This window comes from Roseateles toxinivorans, from assembly GCF_004362525.1.
Taxonomy (GTDB): Bacteria; Pseudomonadota; Gammaproteobacteria; order Burkholderiales; family Burkholderiaceae_C; genus Paucibacter; species Paucibacter toxinivorans.
This window is the reverse complement of the sequence record NZ_SNXS01000003.1, coordinates 819,682-842,007: the sequence shown is the minus strand read 5'-3', so window position 1 is coordinate 842,007 and position 22,326 is coordinate 819,682. Positions and strand designations below refer to the sequence as shown.

Genomic DNA, 22,326 nt, shown 5'->3' with positions numbered 1-22,326 from the left:
CAACGGAAATCTGGTCATCGTCTGGCAGGACGAGGCCAGTGCCGACGGCAATGGCTACGGCGTGTTCGGCCGCCGCTATGACGCGGCCAGCGCCACCTTCGGCGCCGTCTTCCAGGTCAACACCCTCACCAGCGGCAACCAGTACGAGGCCCGGGTGGCGATGCTGTCCAACGGGGGCTTTGTCGCTGTCTGGGGCGATTCCAGCGGCCCCGATGGCTCGGGCTGGGCCACCTATGCCCGCGTCTATGACGCCGCCGGCGCGGCCCTGGGTGACGCCTTCCGCGTCAACGAGTACACCAACGGCAGCCAGTACCAGCCGGTTGTCACCGGCCTGAGCACGGGCGGCTTCATCGTCGCCTTCCACAACGACTCGGCCGGTCCTGAAGGCACCTCCGGCGATGTGAGCCTGCGCGAATATGACAATCTCGGCAATGCCATCGATGGTGATCGCCGCGTCAACAGCTACACCAGCAGCACGCAATCCGAGCCGGCCATCGAAGACCTGGGCAACGGCAACTTCGTCGTGGCCTGGCGCTCCGAGGGGCAGGACGGCAGCAGCGGTGGCATCTACCAGCAGGTGTTCGGCGATGGCGCCGAGCTGGCGCGCCAGGCCAACCCGGATCTGGGCGACCTGGCCGGCACGCTGACCTTTGCCGAGAATCTGGTCAATGCAGCCCCCCAGCTGCTGGACGCCGCCGTCAGCCTGACCGACGCCGACTCGGCCAACTTCAATGGCGGCCGGCTGGACCTGTTCTACACCACCGGCCAGAGCAGCCAGGACCAGCTGAGCGTACTCAGCCAGGGCAACGGCGCCGGCCAGATTGGCGTGGCTGGAAACGTCGTCAGCTATGGCGGCGTGGCCATCGGCCTGCTCAGCGGTGGCAGCAATGGCACGAATCTGCGCATTGACTTCAACAGCGATGCCGCGACGGTCGATGCCGTCGAGTCGCTGATTCAGCGCATTGCCTATGCCAACACCAGCAGCAGCCCGGATGCCTCACGCACGCTGGGTTTGCGCGTCAGCGATGGCGATGGTGGCGCCAGCCTGGCGAGCAGCCTGACCATCAACGTCACGCGCGAGATTGACGGCACCCCGACCGCCTATGGCGAGGATCGCGTCAACAGCTACAGCCCGGGCGTCCAGAACGACCCGGAGATAGGCCGCCTCAGCGATGGTGGCTATGTCACCGTGTGGACCTCGGTGGGCCAGGATGGCAGCGCCGATGGCATCTATGCCCAGCGCTACAGCGCCAGCGGCGTGGCCGTCGGGCCCGAGTGGCGTGTCAACCTCCTGTCCGGCAATGACCAGAACTACCCCCATGTGGCCGGCCTGTCCGATGGCGGCTTCGTCATCAGCTGGGAAGACAATGGCAACGACGGCTCCGGCTGGGGCAGCTATGCCCAGCGCTATGACGCCAACGGCGTGGCCGCCGGCAGCCAGCTGCTGCTCAATACCACCACCTCCAGCAACCAGTACCACACCGTGGTCAGTGCCTACACCGGCGGCTTTGCCGCGGTCTGGGCCTCCAACACCCAGGCCGGCGGCAGCGGCTACGACATCGTGCTGCAGCGCTTCGACAATGCCGGGGCCAAGCTCGGCGGCGAGGTGCTGGTCAACACCCCGGTGGGCAACAACCAGCAGCTGCCCGATGTGGCGGCAAGTGCCAACGGCAATCTGGTCATCGTCTGGCAGGACGAGGCCAGTGCCGACGGCAATGGCTACGGCGTGTTCGGCCGCCGCTATGACGCGGCCAGCGCCACCTTCGGCGCCGTCTTCCAGGTCAACACCATCACCACCGGCAACCAGTACGAGGCCCGGGTGGCGATGCTGTCCAATGGCGGCTTTGTCGTCGTCTACGGCGACTCCGGTGGTCAGGACGGCTCGGGCTGGGCCACCTATGCGCGCGTCTATGACGCTGACGGCACCGCCCTGGGCGATGCCATCCGCGTCAACGAATCCACCAGTGGCAGCCAGTACCAGCCGGTCGTCACCGGCCTGAGCAGCGGCGGCTTCGTCGTCAGTTTCTACAACGACTCGACCGGTCCCGAGGGCACCTACGGCGACGTCTACATCCGCGAATACGACAACCTCGGCAACGTCATCGATGGCGACCGCCGTGTCAACAGCTACACCGCCGGCAGCTACCAGTACGAACCGGCGATCGAGGACCTGGGCAATGGCAACTTCGTCGTCGCCTGGCGTTCGGACACCCAGGACAACGGCACCGCAGGCATCTACCAGCAGCTGTTCGGCGATGTGGCCGAGCTGCCCCGCCAGCTCAACCCTGACCTGGGCAACTTCACCGGCACAGTGACTTTCGCTGAGAACCTGGTGAATGCCGGGCCACAGGTCATAGACGCGGCGGTCAGCCTGACCGACATCGACTCGGCCAATTTCAATGGTGGCCGGCTGGACCTGTTCTACACCCTGGGCCAGAGCAGCCAGGACCAGCTGAGCGTGCTCAGCCAGGGCAATGGCGCAGGACAGATCGGCGTGGCCGGCAATGTGGTCAGCTTTGGCGGGCTTGCCATCGGCCTGATCAGCGGCGGCAGCAATGGCACGAATCTGCGCATCGACTTCAACAGTGATGCCGCCACGGCCGACGCCGTGGAAGCGCTGGTACAGCGCCTGGCCTATGCCAACACCAGCCAGAGCCCGAACCTCAGCCGCGGCCTGGGCCTGCGTGTCAGCGATGGCGATGGTGGCTCCAGCGCCTCGAACCTGCTGACCATCAACATCACCCCCGACGCCGACGGCATCGCCCAAGCCTATGGCGAGGAGCACCTCAACAGCTATCGCACAGCCCATCAGCAGCAGTCCGAAGTTGCCTTGCTGAGCGACGGTGGCTATGTCGTGACCTGGCAGTCCACCTCGCAGGACGGCAGCAGCGAAGGCATCTATGCCCAACGCTTCAGCGCCCAGGGCGTGGCCATCGGTGCGGAGTTCCGCGTCAACGCCACCACCACCGGCGAGCAGAGCTATGCCCATGTGGCAGCGCTGTCGGATGGCGGCTTCGCCATCACATGGCAGGACAACAACGCCAGCGACGGCAACGGCTGGGGCGTGTTCGGCCAGCGCTATGACGCCGCCGGCACGGCCCAGGGCGGCAATTTCGTCGTCAACACCCATACCAACAACATCCAGTTCCACAATGCCATGGCCGGCTACAACGGCGGCTTCGCCGTGGTCTGGTCCTCGACCGGAAATGCCGGCGGCAGCGGCTACGACATCTACCTGAAGCGCTATGACAACACCGGCGCCGTCGTCACCGCCGAGACCCGGGTCAGCACCACCCCGGGCGCACCGGCCAATCCGCAGCTGAACACACAGCAACTGCCCCATGTGGCGGCCTATGCGAACGGCAATCTGGTAATCGTCTGGCAGGACGAGAGCAGCAACGACGGCAGCAGCAACGGCGTCTATGGCCGGCGCTATGACGCCGCCAGCGCTACTTTCTCGGACACCTTCCTGATCAACACCAACACCGCAGGCGCGCAGTACGAGCCGCAGGTGGCGACCCTGGCCGACGGCGGCTTCATCGTCGTCTGGCGCTCGGACAGCCAGGACGGATCGGGTGCCGGCGTCTATGGCCAGCGCTACGACGCGGCCGGCGTGAAGGCCGGCGGCGAATTCCTGATCAACGAGACCACCACCGGCGGGCAGTACCAGCCGGCGGTGACCGGACTGTCCACCGGCGGCTTCGTCGTCAGCTGGTACAACGACAACTACGACCTCAGCGGCAGCGGCACGACCAGCGACGTCTATATCCGCCAGTACGACGCGGCCGGCGTGGCGCTCGACGGTCAACGCAAGCTGGTCTCCAACTCCAGCGGCGAAGAGTCGTCGCCGACCATCACCGACCTCGGCAACGGCAACTTCGTCGTCACCTACACCGACTACAACACCTCCGCCAACGGTGGCAACAACACCTATGACATCGCCCAGCAGATCTTCGGCGATGCCGGCGAGCTGGCACGGCCCAGCGCGAACCCGCTGCTGGATGACCTGCGCACCACGCGCGTCCTGAGCCAGGCCCAGGCCATCACGCCGCAGCTGATAGACAGCGACTTCAACATCACAGACAGCGACTCGGCCAATCTGGACGTGGGCCGCCTGCTGGTCTTCTTCACCTCGGGTGCCACCGCCAACGACACCCTGTCGGTGCAGTCCTTCGTCGCCCCGCTGGCCGGCCAGTTCAATCTGAACGGCAGCAATCTGTACTACGGTGGCACGGCGCCGGGCAACCTGATCGGCACCGTCAGCGGTGGTGTCGGCGACACACCGCTGGCCATCGTCTTCAACGCCAGCGTGACGGCGGAGCTGGCCCGTGCCGTGGCCGAGAACATCACCTATCAGTACAACGCCGCAGCGGCGCCTATCGGTAGCCGCACGATCGCCTTCCGCCTGTTCGACGGCGATGGCGGCGCCTCGCAGGCGCAAAGCGTGACCTTGAGCATCGCCGCGTCCGCACCCGCCGCAGTGCTGGCGTTGAGCGATCTTGAAGCCTCGCTGACCTTGACCGAGGCGTCGGCACAGGCCGGTGTGCTGATCGACAGCGCCGTGCAGCTTGACGCCGGTGTGGCCGGCTTCAATGCCGGCACCCTGACCGTCAGCTACACAGCCAATGCCCGCGCCGACGACCAGCTGACGATACGCAACCAGGGCAATGGCAGCGGCGAGGTCGCTTTCGCCGCGGGCAACGTCAGCTATGAAGGCGTGCTCATCGGCACCAGCGCCGGTGGCGGCAATGGCAGCAGCCTGGTCGTCACCTTCAATGCATCGGCCACGGCCGACGCCATCGAGCGCGTGATCGAGAACCTCCGCTACCAGACCACCAGCGATGGTGCCCTGGCCAGCCGCACGGTGCAGATCCAGGTCCGGGATGCCGCCGCAGTCACCACGGCGCAATCCATCGTCATCAACATCACCCCCGAGGTGGATGGGGCCGGCCCGCTGTTCGGCGACCAGCAGGTCAACACCTATGTGGCCGCCGACCAGGAGGTGCCACGCGTGGCCACCCTGGAAGGCGCCAACGCCGGCGCCTATGTGGTGGTATGGCGTTCGAATGGCGAGGACGGCAGTGGCTGGGGCGTGTTCGGCCAGCGCTACACCGCCGCCGGCGTGCCCGACGGTACCGAGTTCCAGATCAACTCGCTGAGTGCCGGCGCGCAGCAGGATCCGCAGGTCGCCGCGCTGTCCGGTGGCGGCTTTGTGGTCACCTGGTACAGCGAAGGACAGGACGGCTCGTCCGGCGGCGTCTATGCGCAGCGCTATGGCGTTGACGGCAACCCCGCGGGCACCGAGTTCCGCGCCAACACGACCACCAGCAGTACCCAGACCCACGGCGCCGTGCTCGGTCTGGCCGGCGGTGGCTTCATCATCACCTGGGCCAGCCAAAGCCAGGACACCAGCGGCTACGGCGTGTTCGGCCAACGCTACGACGCGGCCGGAGCCGCTGTGGGCGTCGAGTTCCAGCTCAACACCTATCTGCCCAACGACCAGTACACCCCGGCGATGGCCGCCCTGCGCGACGACCCGTCAACCGCCGGCACCGATGAAACAGGCTTTGTCGCCGTGTGGATATCGAACGGCCAGGACGGCAGCGGCTGGGGTGTCTATGGGCAGCGTTTCGACGCGGCAGGCGCCAAGGTGGGCACCGAGTTCAAGGTCAATACCACCACCACCGGCAGCCAGTACTACACCGATGTGGCCACCCTGGCGAATGGCGACTTCGTCGTGGTCTGGGATGACGATGGCACGAACACCGTGCGTGGCCAGCGTTTCACCGCCGGCGGCGCCACCGTTGGCGGGGAGTTCGCCGTCAACAACACCGACTTCCCGTCCAACTACGGCCGCTCGCCCCATATCGCTGCCCTGGGCAATGGCGGTTTCGTGATCAGCTGGGACGGTACCGGCAGCATCATCGAAGGCGGCTACGGCGTCTATGCCCAGCAGTACGACGCTGTCGGCGCCAAGGTGGACGGGCCGCTGCATCTCAGCAGCATCACAGCACCGACGCAGATCTACCCCGACATCAGCGGCCTGTCCGGCAGCAATTTCGTCGCCGTCTGGCAGTCCTACAACCAGGAAGTCGGCTCGGCCAGCACCTATGGCGTCTTCAGCCAGCTGTTCGGTACGCCGGGCAGCATCGTTCGCCAGGAGTCGCCGCAGCTGCTGGACCTCGAAGCCTCGGTCAGCTTTGATGAGAACACCGTCAATGCCGCGCCGCAGCTGATCGATCCGGGTGTGCGCGTGATCGATGGCGACTCGGCCAACTTCGCTGGCGGCAAGCTGATCGTCAGCGTCATCAACGGCTATGGGGCCGGCCAGGGCTTCGACCCCGGAGCCTCGACTCAGGACCATTTCGCTATCCGCAACCAAGGTGCCGGCGCCGGCCAGGTCGGCTTTGACGGCAGCACCGTGCGTTTTGGCGGCGTGGCCATAGGCACCGTCGTCAGCAACGGGCAGAACGGCAGCGATCTGGTCGTGCAGTGGAATGCCAGCGCCACCGCTGCCATGGCCGAAGCGGTGGTCGAGAACCTGACCTACCGCAACAGCTCCAGCAATCCGGTGGCCTCGCGCCAGGTGTCGATTGTTGTCTCAGACGGCGATGGCGGCCAGAGCACCCAGCTCAACACCATCACCATCAACGTCAACACCCAGGTCGATGGCGCCGCCAAGCTGCTGCCCGCCGACCAAAGGGTCAACACCTACGCGCCGGGCGACCAGATCTACGCCGGCATCGGCGCCTTGCAGGGCGCCAATGCCGGGCAGTATGTGGTGGTCTGGCAGAGCGAGGGACAGGACAGCGACGGCTACGGCGTGTTCGGCCAGCGCTATGACGTCAATGGTTCGGCCATCGGCGCCGAGTTCCAGATCAACACCACCACCCCGGGGGCCCAGGAAGGCGCCCAGGGCGTGAGCATCGGTGCCCTCAGCACCGGCGGCTTTGTCGTCAGCTGGGAAGCCCCTGACGGCAGCAGTGACGGCATCTTCGCCCAGCGCTATGACGCGGCCGGCAATGCCGTGGGCGCCGAGTTCAAGGTCAGCCCGGTCGTCACCTACGAGCAGACCCAGGCGATGGTGCTGGGCCTGGCCGGTGGCGCCTTCGTGATCGCCTGGTCCGATGACAACAACGCCGACGGCAACAGTTACGGCGTGCGCGTGCAGCACTATGACGCTGCCGGCGTGGCCCAGGGCGCGCCGGTACTGATCAATGCCACGCCGGGCGCCGCGCCGCCGAACTCCTTCACCAACGGCAACCAGTCCTATCCGCAGATGGCGCTGTTGAACGACGGCGGCTATGTCATCACCTATCACTCCCAGGGCCAGGACGGCAGCGACTGGGGCGTCTATGCGCGGCTGATGAATGCCGACGGCACGCCGCGCGGCGATGCCTTCCAGGTCCACACCACCACGGCCGGCTACCAGGCCGTGGCCGATGTGGCCACGCTGACCGGCGGCGACTTCGTGGTCACCTTCAAGAGCGATGCGCCCGGCCTGAACGGTTGGTCCATCATGGCCCAGCGCTTCACGGCAGCCGGCGTCAAGGTTGGTGGCGAGGTGCTGGTCAATGACGGGGCGACCGTACCGATCAGCGACGCCCTCCCCCGCATCACCGCGCTGGACACCGGCGGCTATGTGATCGCCTGGCATGCCTCGTCGAACAACTACGACAGCTTTGCCCAGCAGTTCGACGCACTTGGCAACAAGGTCGATGCCCCGCTGCAGCTCAACAGCTACAACGTCCACCACCAGTACATGCCCAATCTCGCAAGCCTGGGCGGCGGGCGCTTCGTGGCGGCATGGCAGTCGTACAACCAGGAAGCCGGCACCGCCAACACCTACGGCATCTACCAGAACCTGTTCGGCACCACCGGGCCGCTGGCCAAGTCCGCCGCGCCCGAGATCACCGACCTGGTCAGCAGCCTGACGGTGGGCGAGAACGCCGCCAACCAGCCGGCCGGCGTGTTGATCGATGCGGCCGTCAGCGTGTTCGACGTCGACTCGGCCAATTTTGATGGCGGCCAGATGGTGGTGTCGGTGATCTCCGGCTACAGCAGCCTGGGGGTCGATCTGAACGAGAACCTGCCCTCGCAGGACCAGTTCTTCATTCGCAACCAGGGCAATGGCGCGGGCCAGGTGGATGTGGTCGGCGCGAATGTGCGCTATGGCGGCGTGACCATAGGCAGCATCCTGTCCGACGGCAGCGCCGGCAAGGACCTGATCGTGCAGTGGAATGCTGCGGCCTCGCAGCAGGCGGTCGAGGCGGTGATCGAGAACCTCAGCTACCGCAATATCTCCACCGACCCGGTGCCCTCTCGCATAGTCAGCCTGCAGCTCAGCGATGGCGACGGCACCACCGGCACTCCGCGGGTGCTGACCATCAACGTCACACCCGAGGCCGACGGCCCGGCGCCGCTGTTCCTGCCCGAGCGCGTCAACACCTATGCGGTCAACGCGCAGCAGCAACCCGATGTGGCCCGGCTCGCCGATGGCGGCTATGTGATCGTCTGGGAGTCGGAGGGCCAGGACGGTTGGAGTGACGGTGTGTTCGGCCAGCGCTACGACGCGCTGGGCACACCGGTCGGTAATGAGTTCCGCGTCAGCGACTACACGCCCTACAGCCAGTACGAACCGACGGTCACCGGCCTGGCCGGTGGCGGCTTTGTCGTCGCCTTCCGCAGCGACAGCCGGGATGGCTCCGGCTCGGCCGTGATCGCCCAGGTGTTCGATGCCGGCGGCGCCCGCGCCGGTGCCGAACTGCTGGTCAACACCAGCACCAATGGCAGCCAGTATCAGCCGAACATCACCGCCTTGAACGATGGCGGCTTTGCCGTCGCCTGGTATTCGGACGGCATCCGTGATGGCCGCTACTACGATGTGTTCTTCCAGCGTTTCAATGCCGCTGGCACCGCCGTGGGCAGCGAAGTGCGGGCCAACACCAGCACCGGCTTCGAGAATTCGGCCCAGTACGAGCCGAACATCGTGCAGCTCAGCGGCGGCGACATCGTCGTCGCCTGGCGGGCCGACTCCGCACAGGACGGCTCGCTGTCCGGCGTCTACGCCCAGCGCTTCAGCAGCAGCGGTGTGGCCGTGGGCGGCGAGTTCCGCCTCAACACCACCACCGAGAACTACCAGTACGACGTGCAGCTGGCCCGTCATGGCACAGGCTTTGTGGCCGTCTGGACATCGCGCGAGCAGGATGGCAGTGCCGACGGCATCTATGGCCGCCTCTATGACGCCAGCGGCAACCCGAGCTCGGCCGAGTTCCGCATCAACGAGAGCACCTACCACTACCAGTACGAACCGGCCGTGGCCACGCTGTCCAACGGCGGCTTTGTGGTCACCTGGCACGGCTACAACAGCCAGACTGGCCAGTATGATGTGCTGGCCCAGCAGTTCGACGCCGCCGGCAACCGCGTGGACGGCGAAACCCGCCTCGACAACACGACCAGCAACACCGGCCAGAACGTCACCGCACTGGCCAATGGCGCCTTCGTGGTGGCCTGGCAGGGCAATACTGATGGCGACGGCTCGGGCATCTTCCAGCGCCTGGTCGGCAACCCGGCCGACTTCCCGCGCCAATCGGCGCCGGTGCTGGTGGACCTGGCGACCACGGTCACCTTCCTCGAAAACGATCTCAATCTCGGGCCGCAACGCATAGACCCGGGCGTGGGCCTGTTCGACAGCGACTCGACAAATTTTGCCGGCGGTCGCCTGGACGTCAGCTACGTCACCCCCTATGGCAACCCGAACCAGTTCGGCATCCCTGGCATCAATGCCCAGGATCAATTGGGCATACGCAACCAGGGCACGGGCACAGCGCAGATTGGCATCTCGGGCGCCAACGTCAGCTACGAGGGCACGGTCATTGGCACCCTGATCGCCAATGGCGTCAACGGCGGCGCCTTGACGGTGCTGTTCAACGCCAATGCCACACCCGTGGCGGTGGAAGCCCTGGTCGAGAACCTGACCTACCAGAACTTCCTGTCCAATCCCGAGCCGAGCCGTACGATCTCGGTGCGCATCTCGGACGGCGACGGCGGTGTCACCGCCCCGCAGGCCGTGACCATCAACATCACGCCGCAGTCCGACGGCGCCGTGCCGCTGGGCGTGCAGCAGACCGTCAATACGGCAATAGCCGGCCAACAGTACACACCCTCGATCGCCCGACTGTCGGACAACGGTTATGTGGTGGTGTGGCGCGACGACTCGGGCGCCGATGGCAGCAGCTATGGCGTCTACGGGCAGCGCTATGACTCTGTCGACAACAAGGTCGGAGCGCAGTTCCTGGTCAACACGGCGACCAGCGGCGCCCAGTACGAACCCGGCGCGGTGGCTCTAGCCGACGGCAAGTTCGCCGTCGTCTGGCGCTCCGACAACGGAGATGGCTCGGGCTCCGGCGTCTATATGCAAGTCTTCGCCGCCGATGGCACGAAGGACGGCATCGAATCCCGGGTCAATACCACGACCGTCGGCAGCCAGTACCAGCCCGCGGTGACCCAAAGCAGCACCGGCGGCTTCATCGTCGCCTGGTACTCCGATAACCAGCGCGACGGCCAGTACTACGACACCTTCTTCCAGCGCTACGACGCCAGCGGCGCCAAGCTGGGCGGTGAAATACGTGCCAACACGCCGATCACGGCCACCCAGTTCACCGCGCAGAGCGAGCCCTCGATTGCGTTGCTGGAAGACGGACGCTTCGTCGTCACCTGGCGCTCCGAGGGCCAGGACGGCAGCAGCGGTGGCATCTATGCCCAGCGCTTCAATATCGATGGCAGCCCCGACGGCAGCGAGCAGCGCCTCAACACCTATATTGAAAGCAACCAGAGCACGCCGTCGGTGGCGGCGCTGAAGGATGGCGGCTATGTGGTGATCTGGCGCTCGGAAGGCCAGGACACCTCGAGCGGCGGCATCTACGGCCAGCGCTTTGACGCCACCGGCACAGCCGTCGGCGGCGAGTTCCGCGTCAACTACCTGGTCAGCGGCAACCAGAGCGAGCCCACCGTGGCATCGCTGGTGAACGGCGGCTTCGTCGTCAGCTGGACCGATGGCGACGACCTCTGGCTGCAGCAGTTCGACTCCACCGGCCGGCAGGTGGACAGCCAGCTGGCCGTCAATGCCAACGCCTACTACGACCCCAAGGGCGGTCCGGACATCGTCGAGATGCCCGATGGCGGCTTCGTCGTCGTCTATCACGGCTATCTGCAGGCCGCCAATGGCGGCAACGACACCTGGGACATTCGCCTGCAGCGCTTTGCCAATACCGCACCCAATGTGCAGGACGTGGTGGTCAACGGCCCGGAAGACACCGACATCGTGCTGACCGAGGCCCTGTTCGCCAGCGGCTTCAGCGATGCCGAGGGCCAGACCCTGGCCGCGATCAAGCTGATCACGCTGCCGGCCTCGGGCACGCTGAAGTTCAATGGCGCAGACGTGCTGCCCGGCCAGGAGATCAGTGCCGCCGACCTTGCCGCCGGCCTGTTGATCTACAAGGGCAACCTCAACTTCTACGGCCCGGACCAGTTCCGCTGGACCGGCAGCGATGGCAATGTGTTTGCCAGCGGCTCGGTATTCACCAACATCACCCTTACCAATGTCAATGACGGGCCCGGCCTGGAAGCGGGTGTCGATGGCACGGCCAACGAGGGCACGAACTTCTCGCGCGGCTTCACCCTCAGCGACCCTGATCCGACCGACACGCACCAGATCACCGTCAGCTGGGTCGGCAACCTCGGTCAGACCGGCAGCTACCAGTTCAGCACCGGCAGCGCCACGCCCAGCTTCAATCTGAACCTGCCGGACAACGACACCTATACCGTCACCCTCACGGCCGATGACCAGCAGGGCCAGCCCAACAGCGTGGAGACCGACACCTTCCAGGTGGTGGTGGCCAATGTGGCCCCGACGCTGAACCTGTTCGGCGACAACACCGTCGAGAGCGGCCAGGTCTACACACTGCAGCTGGGTGGCGTGATTGACCCCGGCGCAGACACCGAGACCAGCTACTCCATCGACTGGGGCGACGGCACGCCGCCCCAGCTCGTCAATGTGGCCGACCTGCCAGGCAATCGGCAGCTCACCCACACCTATGCGACGCCGGGCAGCTTTGCCATCGTCGTCGGCGTCACCGACGAAGACGGCAACTTCCCGAATGCCGGCACGCGCAACGTCACCGTCAGTGCGCCGGCCGAGGTCATCACCGTCGATGCCGGCGCCGATACGACGGCCCAGGAGGGCGTGTTCTTCTCGCGCACCATCAACTTCACCGATCCGACCGACCAGGACCCGGTCGGCCGCACCGTGACGGTGGACTGGGGCGATGGCAGCGCACCGCAGGTGTTCGGCATCAGCGGCGCGGCCACCAGCTTCAATATCGGCCACTACTTCACCGACAACCGGGTCACCCCGTTCGAGGTCAGCGTCACGGTCGACGACTCGGGCGCCCAGCAGGGCAATGACAAGTTCCTCGTCACCGTCAACGATGTGGCGCCGACGCTCAGCGTATTCGGTGCCGGCTCGGTCAGCGAGGGCTCCAACTACCTGATCACGCTGGGCGGTGTGAACGACAGCGGCACCGATGTGGTCAGCGAGTACCGCATCCACTGGGGCGACGGCAGCACCGTGATCGTCGCCGCCGCCGACATGCCGGCCAATCGCCAGTTCAGCCACGTCTATGCCGACGGCAATATCGGTGGCACGCCGCGCTCGGTGACGGTGGACCTGGTCAACGAGGACGGCACCTTCCTGGTTGCCGGCCAGCACAACCTGACCGTGCTCAATGTGGTCCCGGTTGTGCCTCTCAGCGGCGCCAACACGTCCGATGAAGGCAGTAGCTATGCCCTGACCCTGGGCGCCCTGACCGACCCGGGCACCGACACGGCCACCCTGTTCCGCCTCAACTGGGGCGACGGCAGCGCCGTGCAGGAGTACACGCCGGCCGAGTTCGCGGCCCTGCTGGCCGGTGGCGGCGTCGTCAACCATGTGTTCGCCGACGGCGGCAATGGCGGCACCCTGCGCACCATCGTGCTGCAGGTGCTGGACGAGGACGGCACGCACACGGCGGGTACCAAGAGCGTGACCGTGGGCAATCTGGCCCCGACCCTGACGCTGACAGGTGCCGACAACAGCAACGAGGCCAGCGGCTACACGCTGAACATCGCCGCCACCGACGCCGGTGGGGCCGGTGATCCGCTGAGCTACAGCATCGATTGGGGCGATGGCTCCCCGGTACAGAATCTGACGGCCGGGCAGCTGGCAGCACTGGGCGGCAATGTGAACCATGTGTTCGCCGATGACAACGATGGGCCCGACAATGCGAGCGCGCGCAGCATCAGTGTCACTGTCAATGATGGCGACGGCGGCTCCACCAGCCAGGTCAAGAACATCGCCGTCCTCAACGTCGCACCGACGGCCCCGGTGACCGGGGCGGACAGCGTCAACGAAGCCAGCGTCTACACGCTGAACGTCGGCGCCGTCGCCGACCCCGGCCCCGACACCCGCACCGGCTACAGCATCGCCTGGGGCGATGGCGCGACCGACAACTTCACCGTCGCGCAATGGACGGCGGCGGCGGGTGTCTTCACCCACACCTATGCCGATGGCGCAGCGGGTGGCACGGGCCAGACCATCACCGTCAACGCCACCGATGAAGACGGCACTTTCGTGCTGGGCAGCAAGAACATCACCGTCAACAATGTCGGCCCGGTGCTGAACATCTCGGGGGCCGCTGGCCTCAACGAGGGGGGTACGTACACGCTGAACATCATCGGCAGCGATGTCGCAGGTGCGGCCGATCCGCTGACCTACAGCATCGACTGGGGCGATGGCTCGGCGCTGCAGAACCTGACGGCGGCCGAACTGGCCGTTCTGGGCGGCAATGTGGCCCACGTCTATGCCGATGACGACAACGGCCCCAACAACGCCAGCCTGCGCACCATCAGCGTCACCGCCAACGATGGCGACGGCGGCACGGCCAACCAGGTCAAGGACATCACTGTCAGCAATGTGGCGCCCACGGCGGCCGTCACCGGCGCCGACAGCGTCAACGAGGCCAGCCTCTACACGCTCAATGTCGGCCCGGTGAGCGAACCCGGCACAGACACCCGCAGCGGCTACAGCATTGACTGGGGCGACGGCTCGACCAGCAACTTCACCGCCGCACAATGGGCGGCGGCGGCCGGCAGCTTCAGCCACAGCTATGCCGATGGCGCGGCCGGCGGCACGGCGCAGACGATCACCGTCAGCGCGACCGACGAGGACGGCACCTTTGTGCTGGGCAGCAAGAACCTCACCGTCAACAACGTCGGGCCGGTGCTGAATGTCTCGGGCGCCGACAGCTTGGACGAGGGCGGCACCTACACCCTGAACATCGTCGGCAGCGACGCGGCCGGCGCCGCCGACCCGCTGAGCTACAGCATCGACTGGGGTGATGGCTCGGCGGTCCAGAACCTGACGGCGGCCGAGCTGGCCCTGCTCGGCGGCAATGTCCAGCATGTCTTCGCCGATGACCAGGACGGCCCTGTCAACAGCACGGCCCGCAATATCAGCGTGACCGCCAACGATGGCGATGGCGGCAGCAGCAACCAGGTCAAGGGTATCAGCGTCGACAATGTGGCGCCGACGATCGCGCTGTCCGGCGCGGCCACGGTGCAGGTCGGCCTGGCCTACACGCTGAACCTCGGCGCGGTCGCCGACCCGGGCACCGACACCGTCACCAGCTATCTGATCGACTGGGGTGACGGCAACACCGAGGCCGTGGCCGCAGGCGGTGACGTCAATCACGTCTATGCCACGACGGGCAATCGGACCATCGTCGTCGGCCTGGTCGACGAGGACGGCAGCTGGGCCAATGCCGGCAGCCTGAACGTCGAGGCCGTTGCGGCAACGCCCACGGTGTCTTTCGACGCCGGCAGCAATGTCAGCCTGGCCGAGGGCGCACTGTTCACCCGCACCGTCAATTTCGGCGATGGCGATGACAACGGTGCCCCCGGCTGGACCTACAGCATCGACTATGGCGACGGCACCATCGTCAATGGCAGCACGCCTGTGCGCAGCGTGGATCTCAGCCATGTCTTCGCCGACGGCGTGGCCGACCATGTGGTCAGCCTGACCATCACCGACGTGGCAGGCGAATCGGCCACCGACAGCTTCAACGTCCATGTCGACAACCTGGCGCCCTCCGCAGTGGTCAGCGGTGCCGACAGCGTCAACGAAGCCAGCCTCTACACGCTCAATGTCGGTGCGGTGACCGATCCGGGTGCTGATACCCGCACCGGCTACAGCATTGACTGGGGCGATGGCTCGACCAGCGACTTCACCTCGGCACAGTGGACGGCGGCCGGCGGCAGCTTCACCCACAACTACGCCGATGGCGCGGCCGGCGGCACGACGCAGACCATCACCGTCAGCGCCAGCGACGAAGACGGCATCTTTGTGCTGGGCACGAAGAACATCACCGTCAACAACGTCGGCCCGAGCTTGAACATCTCCGGCGCGGCCGGCCTCAACGAAGGCGGCACCTACACGCTGAGCATCGCTGGCAGCGATGCTGCCGGCGCCGCCGATCCGTTGAGCTACAGCATCGACTGGGGCGATGGCACGGCCGTGCAGAACCTGACGGCGGCCGAGTTGGCCCTGCTCGGCGGCAATGTCCAGCACGTCTATGCCGACGATGATGACGGCGCCAACAACGCCAGCCTGCGCAGCATCAGTGTCACCGTCAACGATGGCGATGGCGGCACGGCCAACCAGGTCAAGGACATCACCGTCAGCAATGTGGCGCCCACGGCGGCCGTCACCGGGGCCGACAGCGTCAACGAGGCCAGCCTCTACACGCTCAATGTCGGCGCGGTGAATGATCCGGGCACGGACACCCGCAGCAGCTACAGCATTGCCTGGGGCGATGGGGCCACCGACGTCTTCACCGCCGCGCAATGGGCGGCGGCCGCCGGCAGCTTCAGCCACAGCTATGCCGATGGTGCGCCCGGCGGCACCGCGCAGACGATCACTGTCAGCGCCACCGACGAGGACGGCACCTTTGTGCTGGGCACGAAGAACCTCACCGTCAACAACGTCGCGCCGCTGCTGAACATCTCCGGCGCCGACAGCCTCAACGAGGGCGGCAGCTACACACTCAGCATTGTCGGCAGCGATGCGGCCGGCGCCGCCGACCCGCTGAGCTACAGCATCGACTGGGGTGATGGCTCGGCGCTGCAGAACCTGACGGCGGGCGAACTGGCCGCGCTCGGTGGCAATGTCCAGCACGTGTTTGCGGATGACCAGGATGGCCCGATCAACAGCACCGCACGCAATATCAGCGTCACCGTCAATGACGGCGACGGCGGTTCCGCCAACCAGGTCAAGGGCATCAGCGTCATCAATGTGGCACCGACGATCGCCCTGACGGGTGCCGCGGCGGCCACAGCCGGCCAGACCTATGCTCTTAACCTCGGCGCGGTCACCGACCCGGGCCAGGACACCGTCAGCAGCTACATCATCGACTGGGGTGATGGCACGACTCAGACCGTCGGCGCGGGCGGCAACGTCAACCATGTGTTCGGCACGGCGGGCAACCGCACGGTCTCGGTCAGTCTGGTCGACGAAGACGGCACCTGGGCCAATGCGGGCAGCGTGCAGGTGGCGGTGGGCGGCGGACAGGCGCAGACGGTGCGGATTGGCAATGCGCCGACGCGCGAGACCGGTGCGGGCGGCCAGTGGCAACAAGCCTGGACCCATGCCGACATTGCACTCAGTCACAAGGCAGATATCACCAATGGAGCCGAGGCCTGGAGCACCATCTCCCTGACCGGAGCAAGCCCGCAAACCCTGCCTGGTTTGGACGTGTTCGCCGGAGATCTTGGCGTTAGCGGTCAATCGGTGCTGACCAGCAGCGTGCGGCAGGAGGTCGATGGCAAGGAAGGCCTGCGCTTCACACTGGATCAGGAAGCCACACAGGTGACGATGAACCTGTCGCGCTTCTTCATCAATGACGACGGCACCGTGTTCACCGAGGGCGGCCTGCTGCGCCTGCTGGATGGCAACGGACAGGTCGTTGGCGAGACGACGTTTGCAGCCAACAGCGCCAGCGGCACCAGGCAAGTCACGCTGTCGGCAGCCGCCGGCTTCGTCGCGGTGGAGTTGATGGCCGGCGGCTATCACGGCACCGAGTTCAACTTCGGCGGCTATGTGAATCCGGTCAATGGCCTCGGCTCGACTGTCTATACCGATGCCAACGGCGTGCAGCACGGTAGCGACTTCCTGGTGGACTGGATCGAGTTCCAGTTCGCTCCGGTCGGCGTGCCACTGATCGAGGTACTCCCATGAATCGGGGGGTCCTAGGGATAGCCCTTAACCCCACCCAGTACAAGCGATTTCCAATTCAATTAATCACGTTTTACCGCCCAACCGGGAGTCCATGATGTACGCCACACTTTGCAAGACCGCATCCAAGTTCGTAGTCACAGCTGTACTGTCAGGCGCGGCGCTTTGCAGCCACGCGGCAGAACTGGTCAATGGAGATTTCACGCCATACCTGGGCGGCATCAATGGCATCGAGTCCGACTTCAATACTGCCTTCGCGTATGAGCAGACATTCACGCCGGTGGCCAATGCAATTCTCGACAAGGTCGTTTGGTGGGGTTACTACAATTTCGGCAGCAGCGACAGCAGCATCGAGGTCTTCCTTGATGGCAGTGCGACCCCTCTGTCCGGTATCCTGACCACCAGTTCGGCCGGTAATGGCATTACGCAGTACGTGCTTGATGTCCCCGACAGTCCCTTGACCGCCACTAAGATTGCCATCTGGAACAAGAGCGAGGACGTGCGCTGGTTCTGGCAAGCCACCACCAGCGACTCCAGCGCCGAGCCCGTCGCCTTCAGCCTCCAAGGCTCCCTGGTCCCCGAGCCCGGCACCTGGGCGCTGATGCTGGGCGGTCTGGCACTGTTGCCTGTGCTGCGCCGCCGGCCGGTACACTGAAGCGCATGCGCCGCACCTGCATCCACACGAGCCCGCTCAAACCGTCGGAAACCCCGCCCGCAAGCCTCCAGCCGGACCGCCGGCCGCGCCATGTTCGGATTTGAACGCCCCCCGCTGGACACGCCGCTGGGCCGGGCGGTGCAGGTCACCTCGGCCACGCTCAGGCAGGTGGCCTTCTTCAGCTTCTTCATCAACCTGCTGGCCCTGACCTCCTCGGTCTACATGCTGCAGGTCTATGACCGCGTGCTGGCCTCGCGCAGCGGCGCCACCCTGCTCTACCTGACGCTGTTCGCCGCCGCCTGCCTGGCCACGCTGGCGGCGCTGGAGGTGGTGCGCTCGCGCCTGCTGGTGCGCCTGGGCGCTCGGCTGGACGCCCAGCTGTCCGGCCTGGTGTTCTCGGGCACGCTGGCGGCCGGGCGCAGCGGCCAGTCGCTGCGCGACCTCGACAATGTGCGCGGCTTTGCCACCGGCGCCACGATGCTGAGCCTGCTCGACGCTCCCTGGTCGCCGATCTATATCGGGCTGGTCTATCTGCTCCATCCCTGGCTGGGCCATGTGGCGCTGATCGGCGGCATCGTGCTGTTCCTGCTGGGCCTTTGGAACGAGCGCAGCACGCGCGCGCCGCTGGCCGAGGCGGGCAAGGAGATGTCGGCCAGCACCCAGTTCGCCGAGGTGTCGGCGCGCAATGCCGAGGTCATCAAGGCGATGGGCATGCTGCCCGCCCTGACCCGGCTGTGGCGCGAGCGGCATGACTTCGGCATCGGCCTGCAGGGCGTGGCCAGCGACCGTGCCGGCAATGTGGCGGCCGTGGCCAAGGCGGTGCGCCTGTTCCTGCAGATCGCCATCCTGGGCGTCGGCGCCTGGCTGGTGATACAGCAGCAGAGTTCGGCCGGGGTGATGATTGCCGCCTCCATCATCATGGGCCGCGGCCTTCAGCCTATCGAGGCGGCGATCGCCGGCTGGCGCGGCTTTCTGCAGGCCCGGGAGGCCTACCGCCGCCTGTCCAGGGACGTGGCCGGCCAGAAGCCCGAACCCGAGGCCATGCCCCTGCCAAAGCCGGCCGGCCTGCTGCTGTTCGATGGCGTGTCGGGCGGCCCGCCCGAGGCGCGGCGGCTGACGGTGCAGGACCTGCGCTTCAAGCTTGAGGCCGGCAAGTGCCTGGGCATCACCGGCCCCAGCGCAGCCGGCAAGTCGACGCTGGCCCGGCTGGCCGTCGGCGTCTGGCGCCCGGCCGTCGGCGTGGTGCGGCTGGACGGCGTCAATATCGCCGACTGGCGGCGCGATGACGTCGGCCCGCACATCGGCTATCTGCCGCAGGACATCGAGCTGTTCCCTGGCACCGTGGCCGACAATATCGCCCGCTTCGGCGCCGTCGACCCGGAGAAGGTGGTCGAGGCCGCGCAGCTGGCCGGTGCCCACACTATGATTCTGGCCCTGCCCCAGGGTTATGAAACCCAGATCGGCGCGGCCGGTGCCAATCTGTCCGGCGGCCAGCGCCAGCGCGTCGGCTTGGCCCGAGCCTTTTACCGCACACCGCCGCTGGTCGTGCTGGACGAACCCACCTCCAACCTCGACGCCGAGGGCGAGAACGCCGTGCGCCAGGCGATGGAGCAGCTGCGTGCGCTGGGCAGCACCGTCATCGTCATCGCCCACCGGCCGGCCCTGCTGGGCGGCACCGACTTCCTGCTGGTGATGCTGAACGGCCAGATCGCCAACTACGGCCCCACCGCCGAGGTGATGCCGCAGATCACCCGCCGCGTGGTCGCAAGACCCGACCCCGCGACCCTGGTCGAATCCTCTGGAGCACGCAATGGCTGATGTCAGCCTTCGCGATCAGGCACTGGCCAGGCTGGTCGTCGGCGACGAGCGCGCCGCCCAGGACGGCCGCCGCTGGAACCTGATCGGTCTGGCCATCATTGCCGGCACGATAGGCGTGTCGGTCGTCTGGTCAACCCTGGCGCCCTTGTCGTCTGCCGTGGTCGCCCAGGGCTCGGTCAAGGTCGACACCAGCCGCAAGAAGATCCAGCATGCCGAGGGCGGCGTGGTCAAGAAGATCCTGGTACAGGACGGCAGCACGGTGAAGGCCGGCGACGTGTTGGTGCAGCTCGACGAAACCCGCGCCGGCGCGGCCCACGGCGTGGTCGTCGGCGGCCGAGATGTGGCCCTGGCCACCGAGGCGCGACTGAAGGCCGAGCGCGATGAGAAATCCACGATCGAGTTCCCGACCGAGCTGACCCAGCGCGCCGACAACGAGCAGGTGGCGCAGATCCTGCGCGCCCAGCAGGCCATGTTCGCCGCGCGGCGCAGCTCGCGGGCCGGCGAACTGGGTATTCTGGACGAGCAGGTCGCCGCGCTGCGCAACGAGATCACCGGCTTCCAGTCGCAGCAGCGCTCGAAGAACGAGCAGATCGAAAGCCTGGAGAACGACCTCAAGGGCCTGATCGATCTCGACAAGCAGGGCATGGTCGAGAAGACCAGGCTGCGCGCCGTCGATCGCGACATCGCCCGGCTCAAGGGCGAGCGCGACGAGCTGGTCTCCAAGGTCGCCTCGGGCCGCACCGCCATCAGCGAGCGCGAGCTGAAAAAGTTCCAGGTGCGCCGCGCCTTCCAGGAAGAGGTGGCCAACGAGCTGAAGAAGGTGCAGTCCGAGAACTACGAGCTGATCGAGCGCGCCAGCGCCACCAAGCGCACGCTGGAGCTGACCGAGCTGCGCGCACCGGTCAGCGGCACCATCACCGAGCTGAAGATACACACGGCCGGCGGCGTGATCGGCCCCGGCGAAGTGGTCATGGAGCTGGTGCCCAGCGATGACCGCCTGGTGCTGGAAGCCCGCGTGCTGCCCGCCGATATCGACCGGGTGATGGTCGGCCAGCAGGCCGGCCTGAAGCTGCATGCCTTCAACCCCCGGACCACGCCCGAGCTCAATGGCAGCGTCACCTACGTGTCCGCTGACGCTGTGCTGGACCCGCGCACCGAGCTCAGCTATTTCACTGTCAAGCTCGATGTGCCCAAGACCGAGCTGGAGCGCCTGGGCGAGCAGAAGGTGCAGCCCGGCATGCAGGCCGACATCTTCATCCGCACCGGCGAGCGCACCTTCTTCGGCTACCTGCTGCAGCCGCTGATGGACAGCTTCCGCAAGGCCTGGCTGGAGCGCTGAGCACCCGTGACCCACCCCTCGCCTTCCACGGGCCCGCTGGCCGGACTGCGCATCGTCGAATTCGCCGGCATCGGCCCCGGGCCGTTTTGCGGCATGCTGCTGGCCGATATGGGCGCCGAGGTGATCGTCATCGAACGCGCCGGCACAGCACTGAGTGTGGGCGCTGGCGGCATGCTGAACCGCGGCAAGCGCTCGATCGCGCTGAATCTGAAACTGCCCGCCGACCTGGAGGCCGCCCAACGCCTGCTCGACCGCGCCGACGGCCTGATCGAGGGCTATCGCCCCGGCGTGATGGAACGCCTGGGCCTGGGGCCGGAGCCGACGCTGGCGCGCAATCCGCGCCTGGTCTATGGCCGCGTCACCGGTTGGGGGCAGAGCGGCCCGCTGGCCCAGGCGGCCGGGCATGACATCAACTATGTCGCGCTGACCGGCGTGCTGAGCCTGTCGGCCCGTGCCGGCGCGGCACCGACGATTCCCGCGACGATGATCGGCGACATGGCCGGCGGCGCGCTGTTCCTGGCCTTCGGCCTGGTCTGCGCACTGCATGAGGCGCGCAGTTCCGGCCGCGGCCAGGTCATCGATGCGGCGATGGTGGACGGCGTCAACACGATGGCCACGCTGATCCACAGCCTGCGTGCACAAAACTTCTGGCGCGATGCCCCCGAGCAGAACTTCTTCCTGCACAGCTCCCCGTTCTACGACAGCTTCGAATGCGCCGACGGCAAGCACCTGAGCCTCGGCGCGATCGAGCCGCAGTTCTATGCCGAGCTGCTGCGGCGCCTGGGATTCGACGACGTGGACGCCTCGCGCCAGTACCAGGTGCGTGACTGGCCCGAGCTGCGCGCCCGTGTGGCCGAGCGCCTGCTGACACGAACCCGCGACGCCTGGTGCGGCGTGCTCGAGGGAACCGACGCCTGCGTGGCCCCGGTGCTGAGCCTGGCCGAAGCGCCGGAACACCCACACAACCGGGCGCGCGGCAATTTTGTCGAGGTCGATGGGGTCCTGCAGCCAGCGCCCTCCCCGCGCTTCTCAAGAACCCCTGCGCGCGCACCGCAATCGCCGCCCGAGCCGGGCGCGCACACGCAGGACATCCTGCAGGAACTGGGTCTGCTCAGGAGCGATCTGCCGAGCTAGAGGTTGGGGCGATATCCAGCACGTGCATTGCCGACGCCAGCAACTGGCTGGCGC

General features: G+C 66.6%; 5 protein-coding genes. All 5 read left to right on the top strand.

The window, feature by feature from the left end:
- The first annotated feature begins 61 nt into the window (after positions 1–61).
- The 5 genes from DES47_RS15110 (at position 62) to DES47_RS15090 (ending at position 22,272) form a co-directional block, all read left to right on the top strand.
- Positions 62–17,329 carry a PKD domain-containing protein gene (locus tag DES47_RS15110; RefSeq protein ID WP_208115007.1) on the top strand — a complete coding sequence of 5,756 codons (17,268 nt, stop codon included), beginning with the start codon at positions 62–64 and terminating at the stop codon, positions 17,327–17,329.
- A 91-nt stretch (positions 17,330–17,420) separates the two neighbouring features.
- Positions 17,421–17,981, top strand: a complete 561-nt coding sequence (locus DES47_RS15105) for a PEP-CTERM sorting domain-containing protein (RefSeq protein WP_133701519.1) — start codon at positions 17,421–17,423, stop codon at positions 17,979–17,981.
- 90 nt (positions 17,982–18,071) lie between these two features.
- Positions 18,072–19,799: a type I secretion system permease/ATPase gene (locus tag DES47_RS15100; protein ID WP_133701518.1), complete on the top strand. Its 1,728-nt coding sequence runs from the start codon at positions 18,072–18,074 to the stop codon at positions 19,797–19,799.
- Positions 19,792–21,138 carry an HlyD family type I secretion periplasmic adaptor subunit gene (locus tag DES47_RS15095; protein WP_133701517.1) on the top strand — a complete coding sequence of 449 codons (1,347 nt, stop codon included), beginning with the start codon at positions 19,792–19,794 and terminating at the stop codon, positions 21,136–21,138. The genes DES47_RS15100 and DES47_RS15095 overlap by 8 nt, the downstream gene beginning before the upstream one ends.
- Positions 21,139–21,144: 6 nt before the next feature.
- Positions 21,145–22,272, top strand: coding sequence for a CaiB/BaiF CoA transferase family protein (locus DES47_RS15090; RefSeq protein WP_279537336.1), 1,128 nt, complete (start codon positions 21,145–21,147; stop codon positions 22,270–22,272).
- The last annotated feature ends 54 nt before the right edge of the window (positions 22,273–22,326 follow it).

Coding starts and splice junctions, on each gene's coding strand:
- DES47_RS15095 (WP_133701517.1), top strand. CDS start 19,792: ATGGCTGATGTCAGCCTTCGCGATCAGGCACTGGCCAGGCTGGTCGTC.
- DES47_RS15100 (WP_133701518.1), top strand. CDS start 18,072: ATGTTCGGATTTGAACGCCCCCCGCTGGACACGCCGCTGGGCCGGGCG.
- DES47_RS15105 (WP_133701519.1), top strand. CDS start 17,421: ATGATGTACGCCACACTTTGCAAGACCGCATCCAAGTTCGTAGTCACA.